The organism is Staphylococcus pasteuri, assembly GCF_003970495.1.
Taxonomy (GTDB): Bacteria; Bacillota; Bacilli; order Staphylococcales; family Staphylococcaceae; genus Staphylococcus; species Staphylococcus pasteuri.
The window spans coordinates 1-16,375 of sequence record NZ_RXWW01000053.1 but is presented as its reverse complement, the minus strand read 5'-3'; the positions used below and the strand labels follow the sequence as shown (position 1 = coordinate 16,375).

The following is a 16,375-nucleotide window of genomic DNA, read 5'->3' as shown; positions in this document are numbered from 1 at the left end:
TATAGTATTCTCAAATTATTTTCTTTGTCATACTTTGTAATATTTCATTAACCACAAATTAATTTTTTATATGAAATTACTTGCGTACTATCAATGTTTAAACCCCTTACATCGCAATAAATTTAAAAAATTATAGGTTAAAGTTCTATTACAAATCTGTTAAAAACAATACACTTTTATTTTCGCATATTATAATTAATACAAATTCATAACATACAAGGAGTAATTATAATAATGGCGAAAAAATTCAATTACAAATTACCGTCAATGGTTGCACTAACTTTATTTGGAACAGCATTTACGGCTCACCATGCAGATGCAGCAGAAGCTACTCAAGACCAAACTAAAAACAAGAATGTACTGGATGACCAAACAACCTTAAAACAAGCTAACAATGCTAAAAAAGAAGTGAGTAACCCAACACAAAATATTTCTGGTACTCAAACTTATCAAGATCCAACTAAAGTAAAACCTGTACAGACTACTTCTACAGAAGATAATGATACATCTAAACAAAATGATACTGCAGATGTAACAAATATTACTAATACAACAAGTGATAGTACAAATTCTGATAAAGAATCTAAACAAAATGATACTGACAATCAAAAAGATGTGAGTACTGATGCTACTGATAATCAATCAACAACTAACGTTGACTCTGATAAATCAACTAACGATAATAATGAAGCTGTTAAAGAACAAACTGACAATAACACTAATGCTCAAGCTCAACAGCAAACTCAAAATACAGATAATAATGTAAAAAATAAAACTAGCCAAGAAACTAGTCAAAATGAAAACACTGAATCTACTAACCAATCAACTAAGCAAACAGTTAAAAATAATGGTGGTTATAGTTTAATTGATGATGAAGATGATGTTGAGAGTGAAAATGTGTCAGATAACTATTCAAATGACACTACTAAACAAACAGTAACAACTGCACAATCTGAAAGTAATAAAACAGATAAATCAGCTATCTCTAATCAAACTACAAAATCAACAAACACTAATACAACAAACACTAAAAATGATACTAAGGAATCAGCTAAAGTTGAATCAGCTAAAGTGAACGATTCATCAAATAATCAAGTGTCTACTTTTAGATCAGTAGCCAAACCAAGAATGATGTATGCAACTGCTAAAAAAGCAACATCTTCTTTACCAAAATACAAACCAGCAGTGAAATCTTCAATAAATGATTATATTCGTAAAAAGAATTTTAAAGCACCTCAGATTGAAGAAGATTATTCATCTTACTTCCCTAAATATGGATACAGAAATGGTGTAGGTAAACCTGAAGGAATTGTTGTCCATGATACAGCTAATGAAAATTCAACAATTACGGGCGAAATCAATTACATGAAGAACAATTACAACTCAGCTTTCGTACATGCGTTTGTAGACGGCAACAGAATCATCGAAACTGCCCCTACTGATTACTTATCATGGGGAGCTGGTCCATACGGTAATGAACGTTATATAAACGTTGAAATTGTTCATACACATGACTATGATTCATTTGCACGTTCAATGAACAACTATGCTGATTACGCTGCAACACAAATACAATATTATGGTTTAAAACCTAATAGCGCTGAAAACGATGGTAGCGGTACTGTTTGGACACATTCAGCAATTAGTAGATGGTTAGGTGGTACAGACCATGCTGACCCACATGGTTACTTTAAACAACATAATTATAGTTATAATGAATTATACGATTTAATCAATGAAAAATATCAAATTAAAATGGGACAAGTTGCACCTTGGGGTACTACTTCAACAAGTACAACTAAACCTTCTAGTGGAAGTACAACAACTAAACCTACTACTAAACCTTCAACTAGTAATAGTAAATTAACAGTTGCTGCAAATAGTGGTATGGCTCAAATTAACACAAAAAATAGTGGACTATACACAACTGTTTATGACAAAAAAGGTCACTCTACTAAAGAAGTACAAAAAGCATTATCAGTAACTAAAACTGCAACATTAGGTAATGATAAATTTTACCTTGTACAGGATTATAATACTGGGGAAAAATTTGGTTGGGTTAAACAAAATGAAGTAATTTATAATACAGCTAAATCACCAGTAAAAGTTAATCAATCTTATAATGTTAAATCTGGTACTAAAGCTTATACAGTACCTTGGGGTACTAGTAAACAAGTAGCTGGTACAGTTTCAGGAAAAGGAAATCAAACTTTTAAAGCTACTAAACAACAACAAATTGATAAATCAACATATTTATATGGTACAGTTAACGGTTTAACTGGATGGATTAGTAAAGCTTATTTAACTACACCTACTAACACTACTAAACCAGCTACAAAACCAACAACTAAGCCTACAACTACTAATAATAAATTAACAGTTGCAGCAAATAATGGCGTAGCTCAAATCAATTCTAAAAATAGTGGTTTATATACAACTGTTTACGATAAATCTGGTAAAACAACAAAAGAAGTACAAAAAACATTAGCAGTTTCTAAAACAGCTACATTAGGTAATGATAAATTTTACTTAGTTCAAGATTATAATTCTGGCAAAACTTATGGTTGGGTTAAACAAGGAGATGTAGTCTATAATACGGCTAAATCACCTACTTCTGTAAATCATTCATATAGCGTTAAACCTGGTACAAAAGCTTATACAGTTCCTTGGGGTACTTATAAACAAGAAGCAGGAACAGTTTCAGGTAACGGTAACCAAACATTTAAAGCTACTAAACAGCAACAAATTGATAAAGCTACTTATCTATATGGAACTGTAAATGGTATCACTGGTTGGATTAGTAAGTATTATTTATCTGAACCAACTTCAACTAAATCAACTGTTGCTAAACCTAAAATGGCTTTTAAATCATATGCTGTAACAAACGAAGAAACACCTAAAACTCAAACTACGGCTAAAACTAACATTACTCAAACTACTAAAAAAATTGGTCAAGTAAAACTTAACAACTCTGGTATTCGTAGTTCTGTATATGATAAAACAGCTAAAAATGGTGCTAAATACGCAAATCGTACTTTCACAATTTCTAAACAAAGAACTGAAGGTAATCAAACTTATGTGTTATTACAAAACACAGTATCAAACACACCATTAGGCTGGGTTAACATTAATGATATTAATGTTCAAAACCTAGGAAATGAAGCTAAAGAAACAGGTAAATATAAAGTGAATAGCAATAATAATGGGCTTTATTCAATTGCATGGGGAACTAAAAACCAACAATTATTACCTACAAGTCAATTAGTAAATCAAACTTTTAACGCTTCAAAAGCTATATATGTAGGTAACGAAAAATATTTATATGGTACAGTTAACAATCGCACTGGTTGGATTGCAGCAAAAGACTTAGAACAATCTAATACTAATAATCCTGCAACGCCATATAATTATACTTTCGTTATCAAAAATAATAATGGTTATTATTATGATGATCCTGCTGCAAAGAACGGTTATTCATTAAAAACTTATTATGAAAAACCATTTGTAGTCATTAAACAAAAACAGCAAAATGGTGTTACTTGGTATTACGGTAAATTAACTAATGGTAAATATGCTTGGGTTAAAGCAAACGATTTAACAAAAGAATTGGTTAAGTATTCAAATACAGGACGTACATTAAACCAAATGGCTTCTATTCAAAGTAATTTAAGCTATGGCCCACAAGTTCAAAGAACTCCTGGCGTATGGTCAAATGCAACTTACTATGAAACAAAAAATGCTATGGATTCTAATAAATTAGCTAAAAATCCTGTATCTAAATATCAATTTTTACGTTTAGATCAACCACAGTATTTATCTGAAGCTACTTTAAATAAATTACTTAAAGGTAAAGGCGTACTTGAAAACCAAGGTGCAGCATTTAGTCAAGCGGCTAAAAAATATGGCTTAAATGAAATTTACTTAATTTCACATGCTTTATTAGAAACTGGAAATGGACAATCTCAATTAGCTAAAGGTGCTAACATTACAAACGGTGTAGTAAATACTCGTTCTGCAACTAAATATCATAATGTATTTGGTATTGGTGCTTATGACTATAATGCTCTAGGCGAAGGATTAAACTTTGCTAAAGCGTCTGGTTGGAATTCAGTTTCAAAAGCGATTATCGGTGGAGCTAAATTCATAGGTAATTCATATGTGAAAGCTGGACAAAACACGTTATACAAAATGCGTTGGAATCCTGCACACCCAGGTACACATCAATATGCAACAGATATTAATTGGGCAGATTCAAATGCACAAGTATTAAAAGGATTATATGATCAAATCGGAGAAGTTGGTAAATTCTTTGATATTCCTACATTTAAATAATTCTTATTTCGACTAACAAGATAATTCTTGTTAGTCGATTTTTATTACGTCCCCCTTCTCTTTTCTATGATCCTATAACCTTTAAAAGGAAATTTTCTTGTTAATATTATTCCGATATAAATAAAGAAAGCAATTTCTATCTTATTTCAATAGAAATTGCTTTCTTTATATTTATTAAATCTATAAATCATTGACTCACGACATTTTTAATATCTTTATCATCCATTAATGAAAACTATGGCGACTATTTAACTTGTTTAATAATTGATTTAAACTTTCGATTTCGTTTTCTGATAAGCATTGACATCTAGCCTCTATTAATTCACATCGAGCAGTATTTATCTGCTTAATTAATGCTCGTGCTTCCTCTGTAAGAATTAATTCCTTACATCTTAAATCTTCATGTGACTGCTGACTTGTAATATATCCTTTCAATACAAGTTTTTTAATCCATCGTGACACAATCGATTGTTCTCGACTAATCTTCATTGTTAAATCATATTGTGATAAACGGTCGTAATTATACAGTATTCGTAATAACTCTAATTGTTCTGATGTAATGTCTGTTCTTTGTCCAAAGCGTCGGTTAACTATATTCAAATCGTTGTTAGTAAGTGTAATAAGTTTTTCAAGTTGTTTATACATGCTGTTTCTACTCCACTTTATTTAGTTGATAATATTATATGCTTTTTTTATAAGATATACAATAGAATTTTATATTGTAGTCAAAATCGTTGCATTATCGCCATAAAATATAATAAATTAAGTACAGTTAAACAATAAAAAGGAGACATATTTATGCCTTCCATTAAGGACAGGGATTATTTTTTTGATAATGCCCGAGCGATACTTATATTTTTAGTAGTGTTTGGACATCTATTACAGCCGTATACTTCAGAAGATAAAAATTTATCAGCACTATATCTAGTTATTTATAGTTTCCACATGCCAACATTTTTATTTATATCAGGTTACTTTGCTAAAAATTTAGACAAACCTTATTATTTAGAAAATATTGCTAAAAAATTATTATTACCGTATTTCATATTTTTCGCATTTTACTCGGTGTATTATTTTTTAACTGGAAAAAGCGATAGTTTACAATTAGATCCATTCAACCCTGTATTTGCATTATGGTTTTTATTAACGTTATTCTTCTTCCATGTCGTTTTAGTTATTGTAAGAAGATATAATCCATGGATTGTTCTTACTATTTCCATTGTTTTTTCAGTATTTGCCGGTTATTCGGCTAACATTGATGAATACATGAGTATTTCTCGTACCATTGTATTCTTCCCAATTTTCTATTTAGGTCATTTATTTACTAAAAACCAAAGTATGGTGTTAAGAAGTAAAAAATGGGTGCCTATCTCCATTTTAGTATTTATCCTTTACTTTGTAGGTTATTATTTACATCCAATTAATTCTGATTGGTTATTAGGTAGTACGCCTTATACTTCATTAGAACAAAATGCCGAAGACGTATATAGTCCACTGAAACGTTTACTATTGTATGTAGTTATTTTAGTGTCGATGTTTGCATTCTTAAATTTAACATCTCAAAAATTACGTTTTTATACCTATATTGGTAGTAGGACAATGTATGTCTATTTATTACATGGTTTAATTATTGGTATTATTCGTGGATTTGAACTCTATCCATTTAAATCGCCAATTTCTGTATTTACTTATCTATTTTTATTTATTACATCTGGCATTATAGTTTATATCTTATCGAACCGGTGGATATGTAAATGGACAAATCCAATCATAAACTTAAAATCCCCTTCTAAATTCAAAGGGTAATGTTTATTATAAAATTAATTCGTATACCAAAATGTAGTGCTTAAAATATGTTATGATTGTAATAATTTGAAAGAATTATACGACATTTCAAACATTAAAAGTACTATATTTTGGTATTTTTTAGAGGAGTAATGATTTATGAAATTACAATTAAATGAGCAGTCAAAATTTTTAAAAGCACCTAGTATTCGACAATTTTCAAACCGTATGAAAGATATTGATGATTGTATCAATTTAACAATTGGGCAGCCTGATTTTCATATGCCAGAAGTGGTAAAAGACGCTTACATCAAAGCCATTAAAAATGACCAAACAAGTTATTCTCACAATAAAGGGATCATAGAAGCTAGACAGGCTATAAGTAATTATTATCAAAATAAATATGGTTTCGAATATAGTGTTGATGAAATAATTATGACTAATGGTGCTAGTGAAGCTTTAGATACTACATTGCGTAGTATTATCAATCCAGGAGATGAAATTATCATTCCAAGTCCTACATATGCGGGCTATATCCCTTTAATTCAAACTTTAGGTGCTGTGCCAAAATTTATTGATACTACCGAAACATCTTTCAAAATCACACCAGAATTGTTGAATCAATATATCAATGAAAATACAAAAGCTGTTTTACTTAATTATCCTACAAATCCTACAGGCGTGACATTAAATCGTGAAGAAGTCAGCGATATTGTAAATACATTGTCTAAATATAATGTATTTATCATTAGTGATGAAATCTATGCAGAAAACACGTTTAATGGTGTTCATACTTCTTTCGCTGAATTCGATGAGATTAGAGATCAATTAATACTCATCAGTGGTTTAAGTAAATCACATTCAGCAACTGGTATCCGTGTTGGATTTTTAATTGGACCAGAATATTTAATTGAAAAATTAACTTTCATGCATGCATATAATTGCATTTGTACAAATGTTCCAGCTCAACATGCATGTATCGCTGCATTAAATGAAGGTTTAGAAGCGCCAAAATATATGAATAAAGCTTATATTGAGCGTCGTGACTATTTAATCGAAAAACTTCAAGACCTTGGTTTCGAATTAAATGCTGTACCTGAAGGCGCATTTTACATTTTCCCAAGTATAAAAAATTATACAGATGATGATTTTAATTTTTGTGTTGATGTGTTAGAAAAAGCTCACGTTGCTATGGTACCTGGTTCGTCCTTTACAGATATTGGGAAAGGCCATGTAAGAATTTCTTATGCTTATGATATGTCATTACTCAAAGAAGGTATGTCACGTTTAGAAGATTATTTAAAAGAGCAATATCCGGAACAATTTCCAACTAATAAATAAATCATAAACACAGTAAAAAACCCCTTAAAGTATGATGGCTTTAACACCATACTTTAAGGGGTTCGTTTATATCAAATCTTATGGGAATTTAGGGAATTGGTCAAAGTCAGGGTCACGTTTTTCTTTAAATGCGTCACGACCTTCTTTAGCTTCATCAGTTGTATAATAAAGTAAAGTTGCATCTCCAGCCATTTGTTGTAAACCTGCTAAGCCATCTGTATCTGCATTCATAGCTGCTTTTAAGAAACGTAGTGCTGTTGGTGAATGTTTCATGATATCTTGACACCAAACAACTGTTTCGTCTTCTATTTGATCTAATGGAACGACAGTATTAACTAATCCCATGTCTAATGCTTCTTGTGCATTATATTGACGACATAAGTACCAAATTTCTCTTGCTTTCTTATGTCCAACAATTCTTGCTAAATAACCAGAACCATAACCAGCATCAAATGAACCTACTTTAGGACCAGTTTGTCCGAAAATAGCATTGTCTGCTGCAATAGTTAAGTCACATACTACGTTTAATACGTTACCTCCACCAATAGCATAACCACGTACCATTGCGATAACTGGTTTTGGAATAACTCTGATTAAACGTTGTAAATCTAATACATTTAAACGAGGAATGTCATCTTCGCCAACATAACCACCGTGTCCACGTTTCTTCTGATCTCCACCAGAACAGAATGCTTTATCTCCTTCACCAGTTAAAATAATAACTGATATTTTTTGATCATCACGCGCACGTGAAAAGGCATCAATCATTTCAGCTACTGTCTTAGGTGTAAATGCATTACGTACTTCTGGACGATTAATTGTTACCTTTGCAATTCCATCGTAAAATTCATATTTAATTTCATCATATTCTCTAAGTGTTTCCCACTGTCTAGTCATTTTGCTCCTCCTTTAAAAAACCTAATATTATTGTATCAAATTCCGCGCTATCTTCCACGTGAATTGTATGACCTACTTCAGAAACTATTGTTTTTCTACTATTAATAATTTGTTCATTCATCTTTTGGGCAATATTTACAAATTTCTCATCTTTTTGACCAGCTAATATAATTGTCGGTATTTGAATGTTAATAAGTGATGGCCATAAATTTGGCATTTGCCCTGTACCATAATCTCTCAAAGCTTTTGCTAACTTACTAGGATCTTGATTCATTCTGTTTTGACGAATTTGTTTTTTAACTGATTTATCTAAATCATATTGGGATGCAAATAACGGTAATCTTTCCCAATCGTTAACAAATATTTCCAGTCCAGCAATTTCTAATACTTTCGCTCTAGCATTATCAACTTGTTGTCGTTCTATCTGATCTTCTTCTTTTTGTATACCGGGCGACGTGCTTTCTAATATTAAACCTGACAATTCATTAGTACCATGTAATGCATAGTAAAGTGATACTCTACCACCCATAGAATAACCTAATAAATATTGATGATATTGATGATATTCACTTAATATTTGGTCTAATTTTTGACTTATATATGAAAAGTTCCATTCTTGGTCCATAGGTGAATCATCATTACCATGTCCTGGCAAATCAACAGTCAATACATTAACTTGTTTAGTCAACGTATCTATATGACTATCAAATGTTGATCCATCACTAATAAAGCCATGTAACATAATCAACAATTGATTGGATGGTTTGTTGGATGAATAAAATTTATGATGTAGCATTAATTATTTCACTCAATTTCTTATATAAAATTTGATGTTGCTGTAAATTGTCTTCTCTATCAGTAATGATTTCATATACGATAGCGCCGGATTGTGAAAGCGTCATATCTTTAAATTCAGATAAAGTATTAAAACGTTTGAAATTAAATTCATATAATAATGCGGCATGTTCAAAATCCAACCCAGTTGGTGTACCAAATAAACGCTCAAAGTATTCTGATGCAGATGATTTTTGAGGTAAATATGAAAAGATACCTCCCCCATCATTATTCAATAAAATTACATTTAAGTGTATGTTATTTAATTTTGACATGAGTAGTCCATTCATATCGTGGTAAAAAGCTAAATCTCCAATTAATAAAGTAACATGTTTATGAACTGCCATACCTAATGCTGTAGATACAACACCATCAATACCATTGGCACCACGATTGGCATAGATTTCAGCTTCACTATTAAATAATAGATTATCAACATCTCTTACTGGCATACTATTACTTACAAATAATGCATCTTGTTTAGTTAGTTTTGAAATCAATTCTCCTACATAAGCCGCTTCATCAGTAGCATGTTGTAGATAATCATTTATTTCAATACGAGCTTGCTTTTCTAATGTTTGCCATCTCTCTATCCATGCTTTTCTATTAATAGGTTGGTTATTCTTTAAAGATCTGAAAAAGTCATTCGCAGATATTTCATAAGAAACATCAGGCGGTACTGGAAATACATCAATTTTATCATTATTTTGAACTAATATTTGAAACGCTGATGTAGCCTTCAACCATTGATTTAACTTTTTAGATATAACAGGTTTACCAACTCTAATTACAAAATCGACTTCCCAATCCATACCAGCTCGATACAATAAATCATACGTTGTAATAACATTAGGATGATTATTACGTCTTAACTGACTTAGCGGATCGGCTAACACAGGTAAATCATTTTCAGTTGCATAAGATAATATTTGGTCAACTTCTTGGTGTTGCATATCACCTACTATGATTAAACCTTTATCTTTTTCTATCTTTTCTTTGATTGGCATAACATCAATCATTTTTTGATAATGTGGTAGTGTCTTAGATTCTGATTTTAATAATTCTGTTCTATCTAAATTAGGTGTTAAAGGTTCTCTAAATGGTAAATTAAAGTGAATTGGTCCTTTGTGTGGTCCAAATAAATACTGACTAGCAATTTGCATTTGATAATGAATAGTATCTAGCATATTTGTTGTTCCATCAGCAATTGGCATATCAAATTGGAAATTCACATAGTTACTAAACATATTCACTTGATTAATTGCTTGTGGCGCTCCTACACTTCTTAGTTCATGAGGACGATCACTAGTTAAGACAATAAGTGGTATACGACTAATCTGACTTTCAGCAATTGCTGGTGTATAATTAGCTGCTGCTGTACCAGAAGTACATAATATAGCTACAGGTCTCTCGCTACCTTTTATTAAACCTAATGCAAAAAAGGCAGCGCTTCGTTCATCTGGATGAATCCAAGTTTTAATGTTTGAATGCGCTTCTAATGCGATAGCTAATGGGGTCGAACGAGATCCCGGACTAATTACAACTTCTCTTACGCCATAAGCATATAATTCTGATGCAAATGTAAATACTTGAGTTGTTAATGCTTCATTATAATTACTCATTTTCATCTACTCCTAATGCATTCATCATTGGTGAAAATTTTACTGCTGTTTCAGCAATTTCACTATCTGGATCAGAGTCTTTCACTATTCCACAACCTGCAAATAATGTTGCTTGATCGCCTTTAATTAACATCGAACGAATAGCTACTATAAATTCACAATCATCATATACATCAATAAAACCTACTGGTGACCCATATAAACCACGTGTTCCAAATTCTTTTTTCTCAATAAATTCTAATGCTTCATCTTTAGGGTATCCACCTAATGCAGGTGTAGGATGCAAACGATCGATTAAACTAATATATGAATGATCATTTAACTTACCTTCTATTTGTGTATATAAGTGATATAAATGGTCATTTTTTAAAATATTAGGTGTTTCATTGTAGTCTACATCTTCAACATAAGGTTGAATATCATTTAAGATACTTTCAACGACAAATTGATGTTCACCTAAATTCTTTTTGTCATTTAGAAAAGCATTTATATTCGCTTGATCTTCCTGTTCATCATGAGATCGTTTAATTGTTCCAGCAACAGCTTTAGTAGATAGAACTTGATTCTCAACTTTGATTAATTGTTCTGGTGTTTGTGAAAAGAAGACAGATTGATTTGATTCAAGTAAAAAGATATAACTATTTTTTTCATTTTTTAAAGCTTTAGATAAAACATATGGAATGCTGATTTCTTCATCAAATTTAATTAAACGTCTACGTGCTAAGACAATTTTCTTAGAATAATCTATACTTTCGATGGCTTCTTTAACCAAGTCACGCCATTCGTCTAAATAAATATCTTCCATTCTTGTCACATTACCTATATGCTCATCGTATGAATCTACATTGGCCTGCTCAAATTGACTAACTAATGTTTTAAAAGCATCTATATCAAATTTATCTCTTTCTGTTGTGTAAGTGATAAAATGACGTTGTCCCTCTGTTGAGATTAAAACTTCAGGTAATACTAAATGATTTAAACCGTATTCTCTCCACTCATCATCTGATTTATGTTTTGAAAATTGAAAACCACCACATAAACGTAAATGGTGTTTTTCACTATCTGGATGTATTAATTCTATATCTTTTTTTAAGGCTTCCCATTCTTTAAAGATAGACTGTTTATTTTCGAAATTATTTTTGAACTTTCGAATTGCATGATATCCGAAATATGAAGATTGATTATCGTTTAGACGTAAATAAAAACGATCACCTGCTTGTGATTCAGTTAAATGAAATAACGTACTTGGATCTATACTTTGGTTGATTTCAACTTCTACTGAGACCCAATCTTTAGAGCTTCCATATAACTTATTGACAATCTCATCTTCTTTAACGTTAACAGCCATTCATTTCACTTCTTTCTTCTATATTTACTCATTAGTATATTGTATCATTTTTCAAACTTAATTTTAGTGGAATTGCTTAATAAAGTAATGCAATTTTTCACGTGAATTGACCTTTATTAATAATTACTTTAAAATATTAATGTTAAAACTATAAAAAAATAAGAGGTTATAAATTATGGCAGATCAATATCAACAATATTCAACTGTGAAAAAATATTGGCAATTAATGAGACCTCATACTTTAACTGCTGCAGTTGTTCCCGTGTTAGTGGGTACTGCATCGGCTAAACTATATCTTCTAGGAAGCGAAGATCATCTAAAATTTAGTTTATTCTTAGCAATGTTACTTGCTTGTTTGTTAATTCAAGCAGCTACCAACATGTTTAATGAATATTACGATTTTAAAAAAGGTCTAGATGATCATACATCCGTAGGTATTGGTGGCGCTATTGTACGTAATGGTATGAGCCCTAAATTAGTTATGAACATCGCAATTGCCTTTTACATTATTGCCGCTTTACTAGGTATATTCCTCGCTTTCCAAAGTTCATTTTGGATTATTCCTATTGGGATTGTATGTATGGCGATTGGTTATTTATATACTGGCGGTCCAATTCCAATTTCTTGGACACCGTTTGGTGAATTATTCTCCGGCTTGTTTATGGGTATGATTATTATTCTTTTATCATTCTTTATTCAAACTGGAAATGTACAAGGATTAATTGTATGGTTAAGTATTCCTATCGTTATTACAATTGGTCTTATTAACATGGCTAACAACATTAGAGACCGTGTTAAAGATAAAGCAAGCGGACGTAAAACTTTACCAATTTTACTTGGTAAACGAGCATCTGTTATCTTTATGGCAACTATGTATATCGTTGCGTATTTAATTGTCATTTTCACTGCATTATTTAAATCTGGTGGATCACTCTTCTATTTATTAGTATTATTGTCATTCCCAATGCCAATTAAAGCTGTTAGAAGATTTAATAAAAACGACACACCAGAAACAATGATGCCAGCAATGGCTGCTACAGGAAAAACAAATACTATTTTCGGTATTTTATATGCATTAGGCATTTATATTAGTGCATTACTTGGCGCAATTTAATTAAATATATAGATAGTCGACAATGAACATGTTCATTGTCGATTTTTTTATTGTTTAATCATATGTTGATATATATGACCGTATAGATCAATATCACTAACTGTTTTAAAACCTAGTTTTTCGTATAATCTTTGTGCTCTAGTATTACCATAATCGCAATTTAAACTCCATTTTTTATCAGAATGATTTTCAATCACATACTTTAATAAACTTGTGGCTATTCCTTTACCTCTATATTCCGGGAAGGTAGCAACTGTTTCGATATACATTTCATCATCTTCTGCTTCTTTAATAGGTAATGGTGTACCAAATGCTCTGATATCTTCATCGAGTGGAAGTTCAAGCCATTTCTTTTCATATTCAAGTTCATTTTCACCATCATATGCAATTAAACAACCTGCTACTTCGCCATCTTCCTCATAAACCCAAACGTTCTCATAATAACTACGATATTTAACATTGACCACACTCAATTCTAAAATATGAATAATTCGTTCTTTACTTATTTGCTTCACCATATCTAATTCCATGTCTTCCCATATCATATAACATAATTCCGCTATTCTTTTATTATCACTAGGATGCGCTTGTCTAATCATCAAATACCCTTCCTTTATTAAGTGTCATAATTTAATTATATAGAAACTACGCTACGATATAAACGAAAGTCATCATCTAATTTCCAATAGTTATCATGACTCATTTTAAAAATGTCTTTGTTGATATCATAATATATAACACATACCTATAATTACAGTTTAATTGAATAACTAACCTTTAATTGTTTAAAATAAAAATTAAGGAGGCAGTCAATCATGAAAGTGAACAAACTTATTTATATACTTGTAGCAATCTTTTTAGGCGGCGTGGGTGTCCATAAATTTTATGCCGATAAAGTTGGTCAAGGCGTACTACATCTCGTTTTCTTTTGGACAGGAATTCCTAGTATTGTAGCAATTGTACACGCTATTATCGTTGCATTTACTAAAAAAGCTGATAAAGATGGATATATTGTATTCGAAAGGTAAAAAATGATTATAATATTCATATAAAAATCATATCTTACATTTAAAATGTTGAAATTTGGGTATATATAACTTAAATAGAACAAAAATAAAGGGAGATTTTTTAATGATGAATATTATTAAACGCGCAATTAGAATAGTTATTACAGGTTACATTGTAAAAGCTATCCGCAATTTAATTTCAGGTAAATCAAACGGTGGAAAATAAATATTTGAGTTATGTGAAAAAGTCAGTCCTAAATGGGCTGACTTTTTGCTTTACTATAATTTTTTAAGTTCACAAGCTAAATCTTTATCATTTAATTGATCGCTTTGATTAAGATGTATGATAATATTTTCCTTTTCAGATTGAGTTCTATTTTGACTCATTTTAAATGCTGCTTCAAGTTTGTTAATTTTAACTTTAAATCCAACAATACCTTTAATTTGTTGTTTTGCTTCTTTAGATAAATTATTCCAAGTTGCACCATTAGGTCGATGGTTTTCATATTTATCAAGCATTTTAATTAATTCACTTTCTAATTCTTCAGTTGTTAATAATTGTCCTGTTCCATATGCATGAACGCTTTGGTAATCCCAAGTCGGCACATCTTCAGTATCATACCAAGTTGAAGATATATATCCATGAGACCCTTGAAAAATGATTAATACTTGCTGATTCTGATCGATCGTTTTCCATTGTTCATTACCTTTAGCAAAGTGACCCGAAATGTATAATTCATTATGTTTTTCTTCAATATTTACTGGTAAATGAGTAGCAATTGGTGTCGTTCCATTATAAGTAACTATCGTGACAAAATTATGTTCATTCATAAATGATTTAATCATTTCATAATCATGGATTTGATATTGCTTTGGAATATACATATAATTCTCCTCCCTTTTATATAGCAATAGACATTATTTCATCAATTTGTTTATCTTTTCCCATATAAAAAGTATGTTCCCCTATTTTTTCAAAGCCAAGTTTTTTATAAAATTGAATTGCTTTTAGATTGTGTTCCCAAACGCCTAACCATATTTTGTTGTATCCATGTTCTCTTGCAACCTTTAAAGCATGATTATAAAGTTCTCTTCCAACACCCATTTTTTGATAATGGTTAAGTACGTAAATTCGTTCAATTTCAATATATTCATTACCAAAATCTTCGGTTTGTGCCTTGTTAATATTGAGTTTTAAATACCCAGCCAATTGATCTTCAACATAAATAAAATATATAAATGAATCTTCATTTTGCAATTCTTTAAGCACATTATTATCAGTGAAAGTTTGTTTCAAATAATTATCAATATCTTCATCTTTATTTTGTGGTCTAAATGTTTCATTAAAAGTCTTATACTCAATATTTTTTAATTTTTCTAAGTCCTCTTCATTACATTGTCTTATTAACATAGTAATAACCCCTTTTTAATATATTCGCTTGTTACCATTTTTAACATTTTTCCAATCCTCAGATATATTATGTTTAACTCTATTCAACATTTTTGATAATTCATCAATTTCTTTATTATTGAATCCCTCTAATGCCACTTCATTGGAATGATTGTTTTCCCTTATAATAAATGGATATAATTTCTGCCCTTTTTCAGTAGGATATAACAATTTGTTCTTTTTATTATTTTCATTATAGGTTTTATATATAAAATTGTTCTTTTCCAAATTTTTAATTGATCTTGATGCTGTAGCTCTATCAATTTTCAACATATCTACAAGTTGCTCTTGTATCATACCTGGATTTTCACAAATTCTTACTAAATAGATAAATTGACCTTTTGAAAGTTTCAAATCTTTAAATTCAATATTACTGATTGAATCTAATGCTCTTGCTATTATTCCTATATCTCTTAAAATATCTTGCAAATTCTACACCTCTTTTTATTGCATTTGCAATAATTTTACAAACTAAGAATAACACATTTATGGTATATTTACGAATTTAATATGATTTTTAGTACATGTTTCTGCGTATCTCTGAATTATTTTAAACTACCTTACCAAATGAATACTAAGTGACAAGAAATAAAAATCAATATATAATAAAATAAATTTTATAAGTAATAATATTTATAACTATAT

Annotated in this window: 15 protein-coding genes; 6 read left to right on the top strand and 9 right to left on the bottom strand. The window is 30.3% G+C overall.

Annotation, left to right across the window (positions count from 1 at the left end; genetic code table 11):
• The first annotated feature begins 234 nt into the window (after positions 1-234).
• The gene (locus CD121_RS07725; RefSeq protein ID WP_126567815.1) at positions 235-4,332 is read left to right on the top strand and encodes a glucosaminidase domain-containing protein; all 4,098 of its coding nucleotides are present in this window, start codon (positions 235-237) and stop codon (positions 4,330-4,332) included.
• Between the two features lie 225 nt (positions 4,333-4,557).
• Here the strand turns inward: CD121_RS07725 and CD121_RS07720 are convergent, their stop codons facing one another.
• Entirely contained in the window at positions 4,558-4,977 is a 420-nt protein-coding gene (locus CD121_RS07720; protein WP_029055549.1) for a MarR family transcriptional regulator, read from the bottom strand.
• A 153-nt stretch (positions 4,978-5,130) separates the two neighbouring features.
• On the opposite strand from CD121_RS07720, the gene CD121_RS07715 reads away from it, so the two are divergent.
• Together CD121_RS07715 and CD121_RS07710 are read left to right on the top strand one after the other, a co-directional pair.
• Positions 5,131-6,138 carry an acyltransferase family protein gene (locus CD121_RS07715; protein WP_017638077.1) on the top strand — a complete coding sequence of 336 codons (1,008 nt, stop codon included), beginning with the start codon at positions 5,131-5,133 and terminating at the stop codon, positions 6,136-6,138.
• Positions 6,139-6,276: 138 nt separating this feature from the next.
• Complete coding sequence (locus CD121_RS07710; RefSeq protein WP_017638076.1) at positions 6,277-7,458, top strand: aminotransferase class I/II-fold pyridoxal phosphate-dependent enzyme; 1,182 nt, start codon at positions 6,277-6,279, stop codon at positions 7,456-7,458.
• Positions 7,459-7,536: 78 nt separating this feature from the next.
• On the opposite strand, the gene menB is transcribed toward CD121_RS07710, so the two are convergent.
• Genes menB through CD121_RS07690 form a run of 4 tightly spaced genes read right to left on the bottom strand, consistent with a single transcriptional unit; the run spans position 7,537 to position 12,159 of the window.
• Complete coding sequence (gene menB / locus CD121_RS07705; protein ID WP_126567814.1) at positions 7,537-8,355, bottom strand: 1,4-dihydroxy-2-naphthoyl-CoA synthase; 819 nt, start codon at positions 8,353-8,355, stop codon at positions 7,537-7,539.
• On the bottom strand, positions 8,348-9,151 hold the full coding sequence (menH, locus tag CD121_RS07700; RefSeq protein WP_126567811.1) for a 2-succinyl-6-hydroxy-2,4-cyclohexadiene-1-carboxylate synthase: 804 nt from the start codon (positions 9,149-9,151) through the stop codon (positions 8,348-8,350). The genes menB and menH overlap by 8 nt, the downstream gene beginning before the upstream one ends.
• A complete protein-coding gene (gene menD, locus CD121_RS07695; protein WP_126567809.1) occupies positions 9,138-10,811 on the bottom strand; it encodes a 2-succinyl-5-enolpyruvyl-6-hydroxy-3-cyclohexene-1-carboxylic-acid synthase in 1,674 nt (557 codons plus the stop codon). The genes menH and menD overlap by 14 nt, the downstream gene beginning before the upstream one ends.
• Positions 10,804-12,159: an isochorismate synthase gene (locus CD121_RS07690; protein ID WP_126567806.1), complete on the bottom strand. Its 1,356-nt coding sequence runs from the start codon at positions 12,157-12,159 to the stop codon at positions 10,804-10,806. Before CD121_RS07690 ends, menD begins: the two co-directional genes overlap by 8 nt.
• 175 nt (positions 12,160-12,334) lie before the next feature.
• On the opposite strand from CD121_RS07690, the gene CD121_RS07685 reads away from it, so the two are divergent.
• The gene (locus tag CD121_RS07685; protein WP_017638071.1) at positions 12,335-13,273 is read left to right on the top strand and encodes a 1,4-dihydroxy-2-naphthoate polyprenyltransferase; all 939 of its coding nucleotides are present in this window, start codon (positions 12,335-12,337) and stop codon (positions 13,271-13,273) included.
• A 47-nt stretch (positions 13,274-13,320) separates the two neighbouring features.
• On the opposite strand, the gene CD121_RS07680 is transcribed toward CD121_RS07685, so the two are convergent.
• A complete protein-coding gene (locus CD121_RS07680; RefSeq protein ID WP_017638070.1) occupies positions 13,321-13,872 on the bottom strand; it encodes a GNAT family N-acetyltransferase in 552 nt (183 codons plus the stop codon).
• A gap of 216 nt (positions 13,873-14,088) precedes the next feature.
• On the opposite strand from CD121_RS07680, the gene CD121_RS07675 reads away from it, so the two are divergent.
• Together CD121_RS07675 and CD121_RS12420 are read left to right on the top strand one after the other, a co-directional pair.
• The gene (locus tag CD121_RS07675) at positions 14,089-14,301 is read left to right on the top strand and encodes a TM2 domain-containing protein (protein WP_017638069.1); all 213 of its coding nucleotides are present in this window, start codon (positions 14,089-14,091) and stop codon (positions 14,299-14,301) included.
• 103 nt (positions 14,302-14,404) lie between these two features.
• Entirely contained in the window at positions 14,405-14,506 is a 102-nt protein-coding gene (locus CD121_RS12420) for an SAR1012 family small protein (protein WP_017638068.1), read from the top strand.
• 53 nt (positions 14,507-14,559) lie between these two features.
• Here CD121_RS12420 and CD121_RS07670 read toward each other — a convergent pair whose 3' ends face one another.
• Genes CD121_RS07670 through CD121_RS07660 form a run of 3 tightly spaced genes read right to left on the bottom strand, consistent with a single transcriptional unit; the run spans position 14,560 to position 16,159 of the window.
• Entirely contained in the window at positions 14,560-15,165 is a 606-nt protein-coding gene (locus CD121_RS07670) for an FMN-binding negative transcriptional regulator (RefSeq protein WP_117239350.1), read from the bottom strand.
• A 16-nt stretch (positions 15,166-15,181) separates the two neighbouring features.
• Positions 15,182-15,691: a GNAT family N-acetyltransferase gene (locus tag CD121_RS07665; RefSeq protein WP_126567804.1), complete on the bottom strand. Its 510-nt coding sequence runs from the start codon at positions 15,689-15,691 to the stop codon at positions 15,182-15,184.
• A gap of 15 nt (positions 15,692-15,706) precedes the next feature.
• Positions 15,707-16,159 carry a MarR family winged helix-turn-helix transcriptional regulator gene (locus CD121_RS07660; RefSeq protein WP_070452237.1) on the bottom strand — a complete coding sequence of 151 codons (453 nt, stop codon included), beginning with the start codon at positions 16,157-16,159 and terminating at the stop codon, positions 15,707-15,709.
• Positions 16,160-16,375 lie beyond the last annotated feature (216 nt).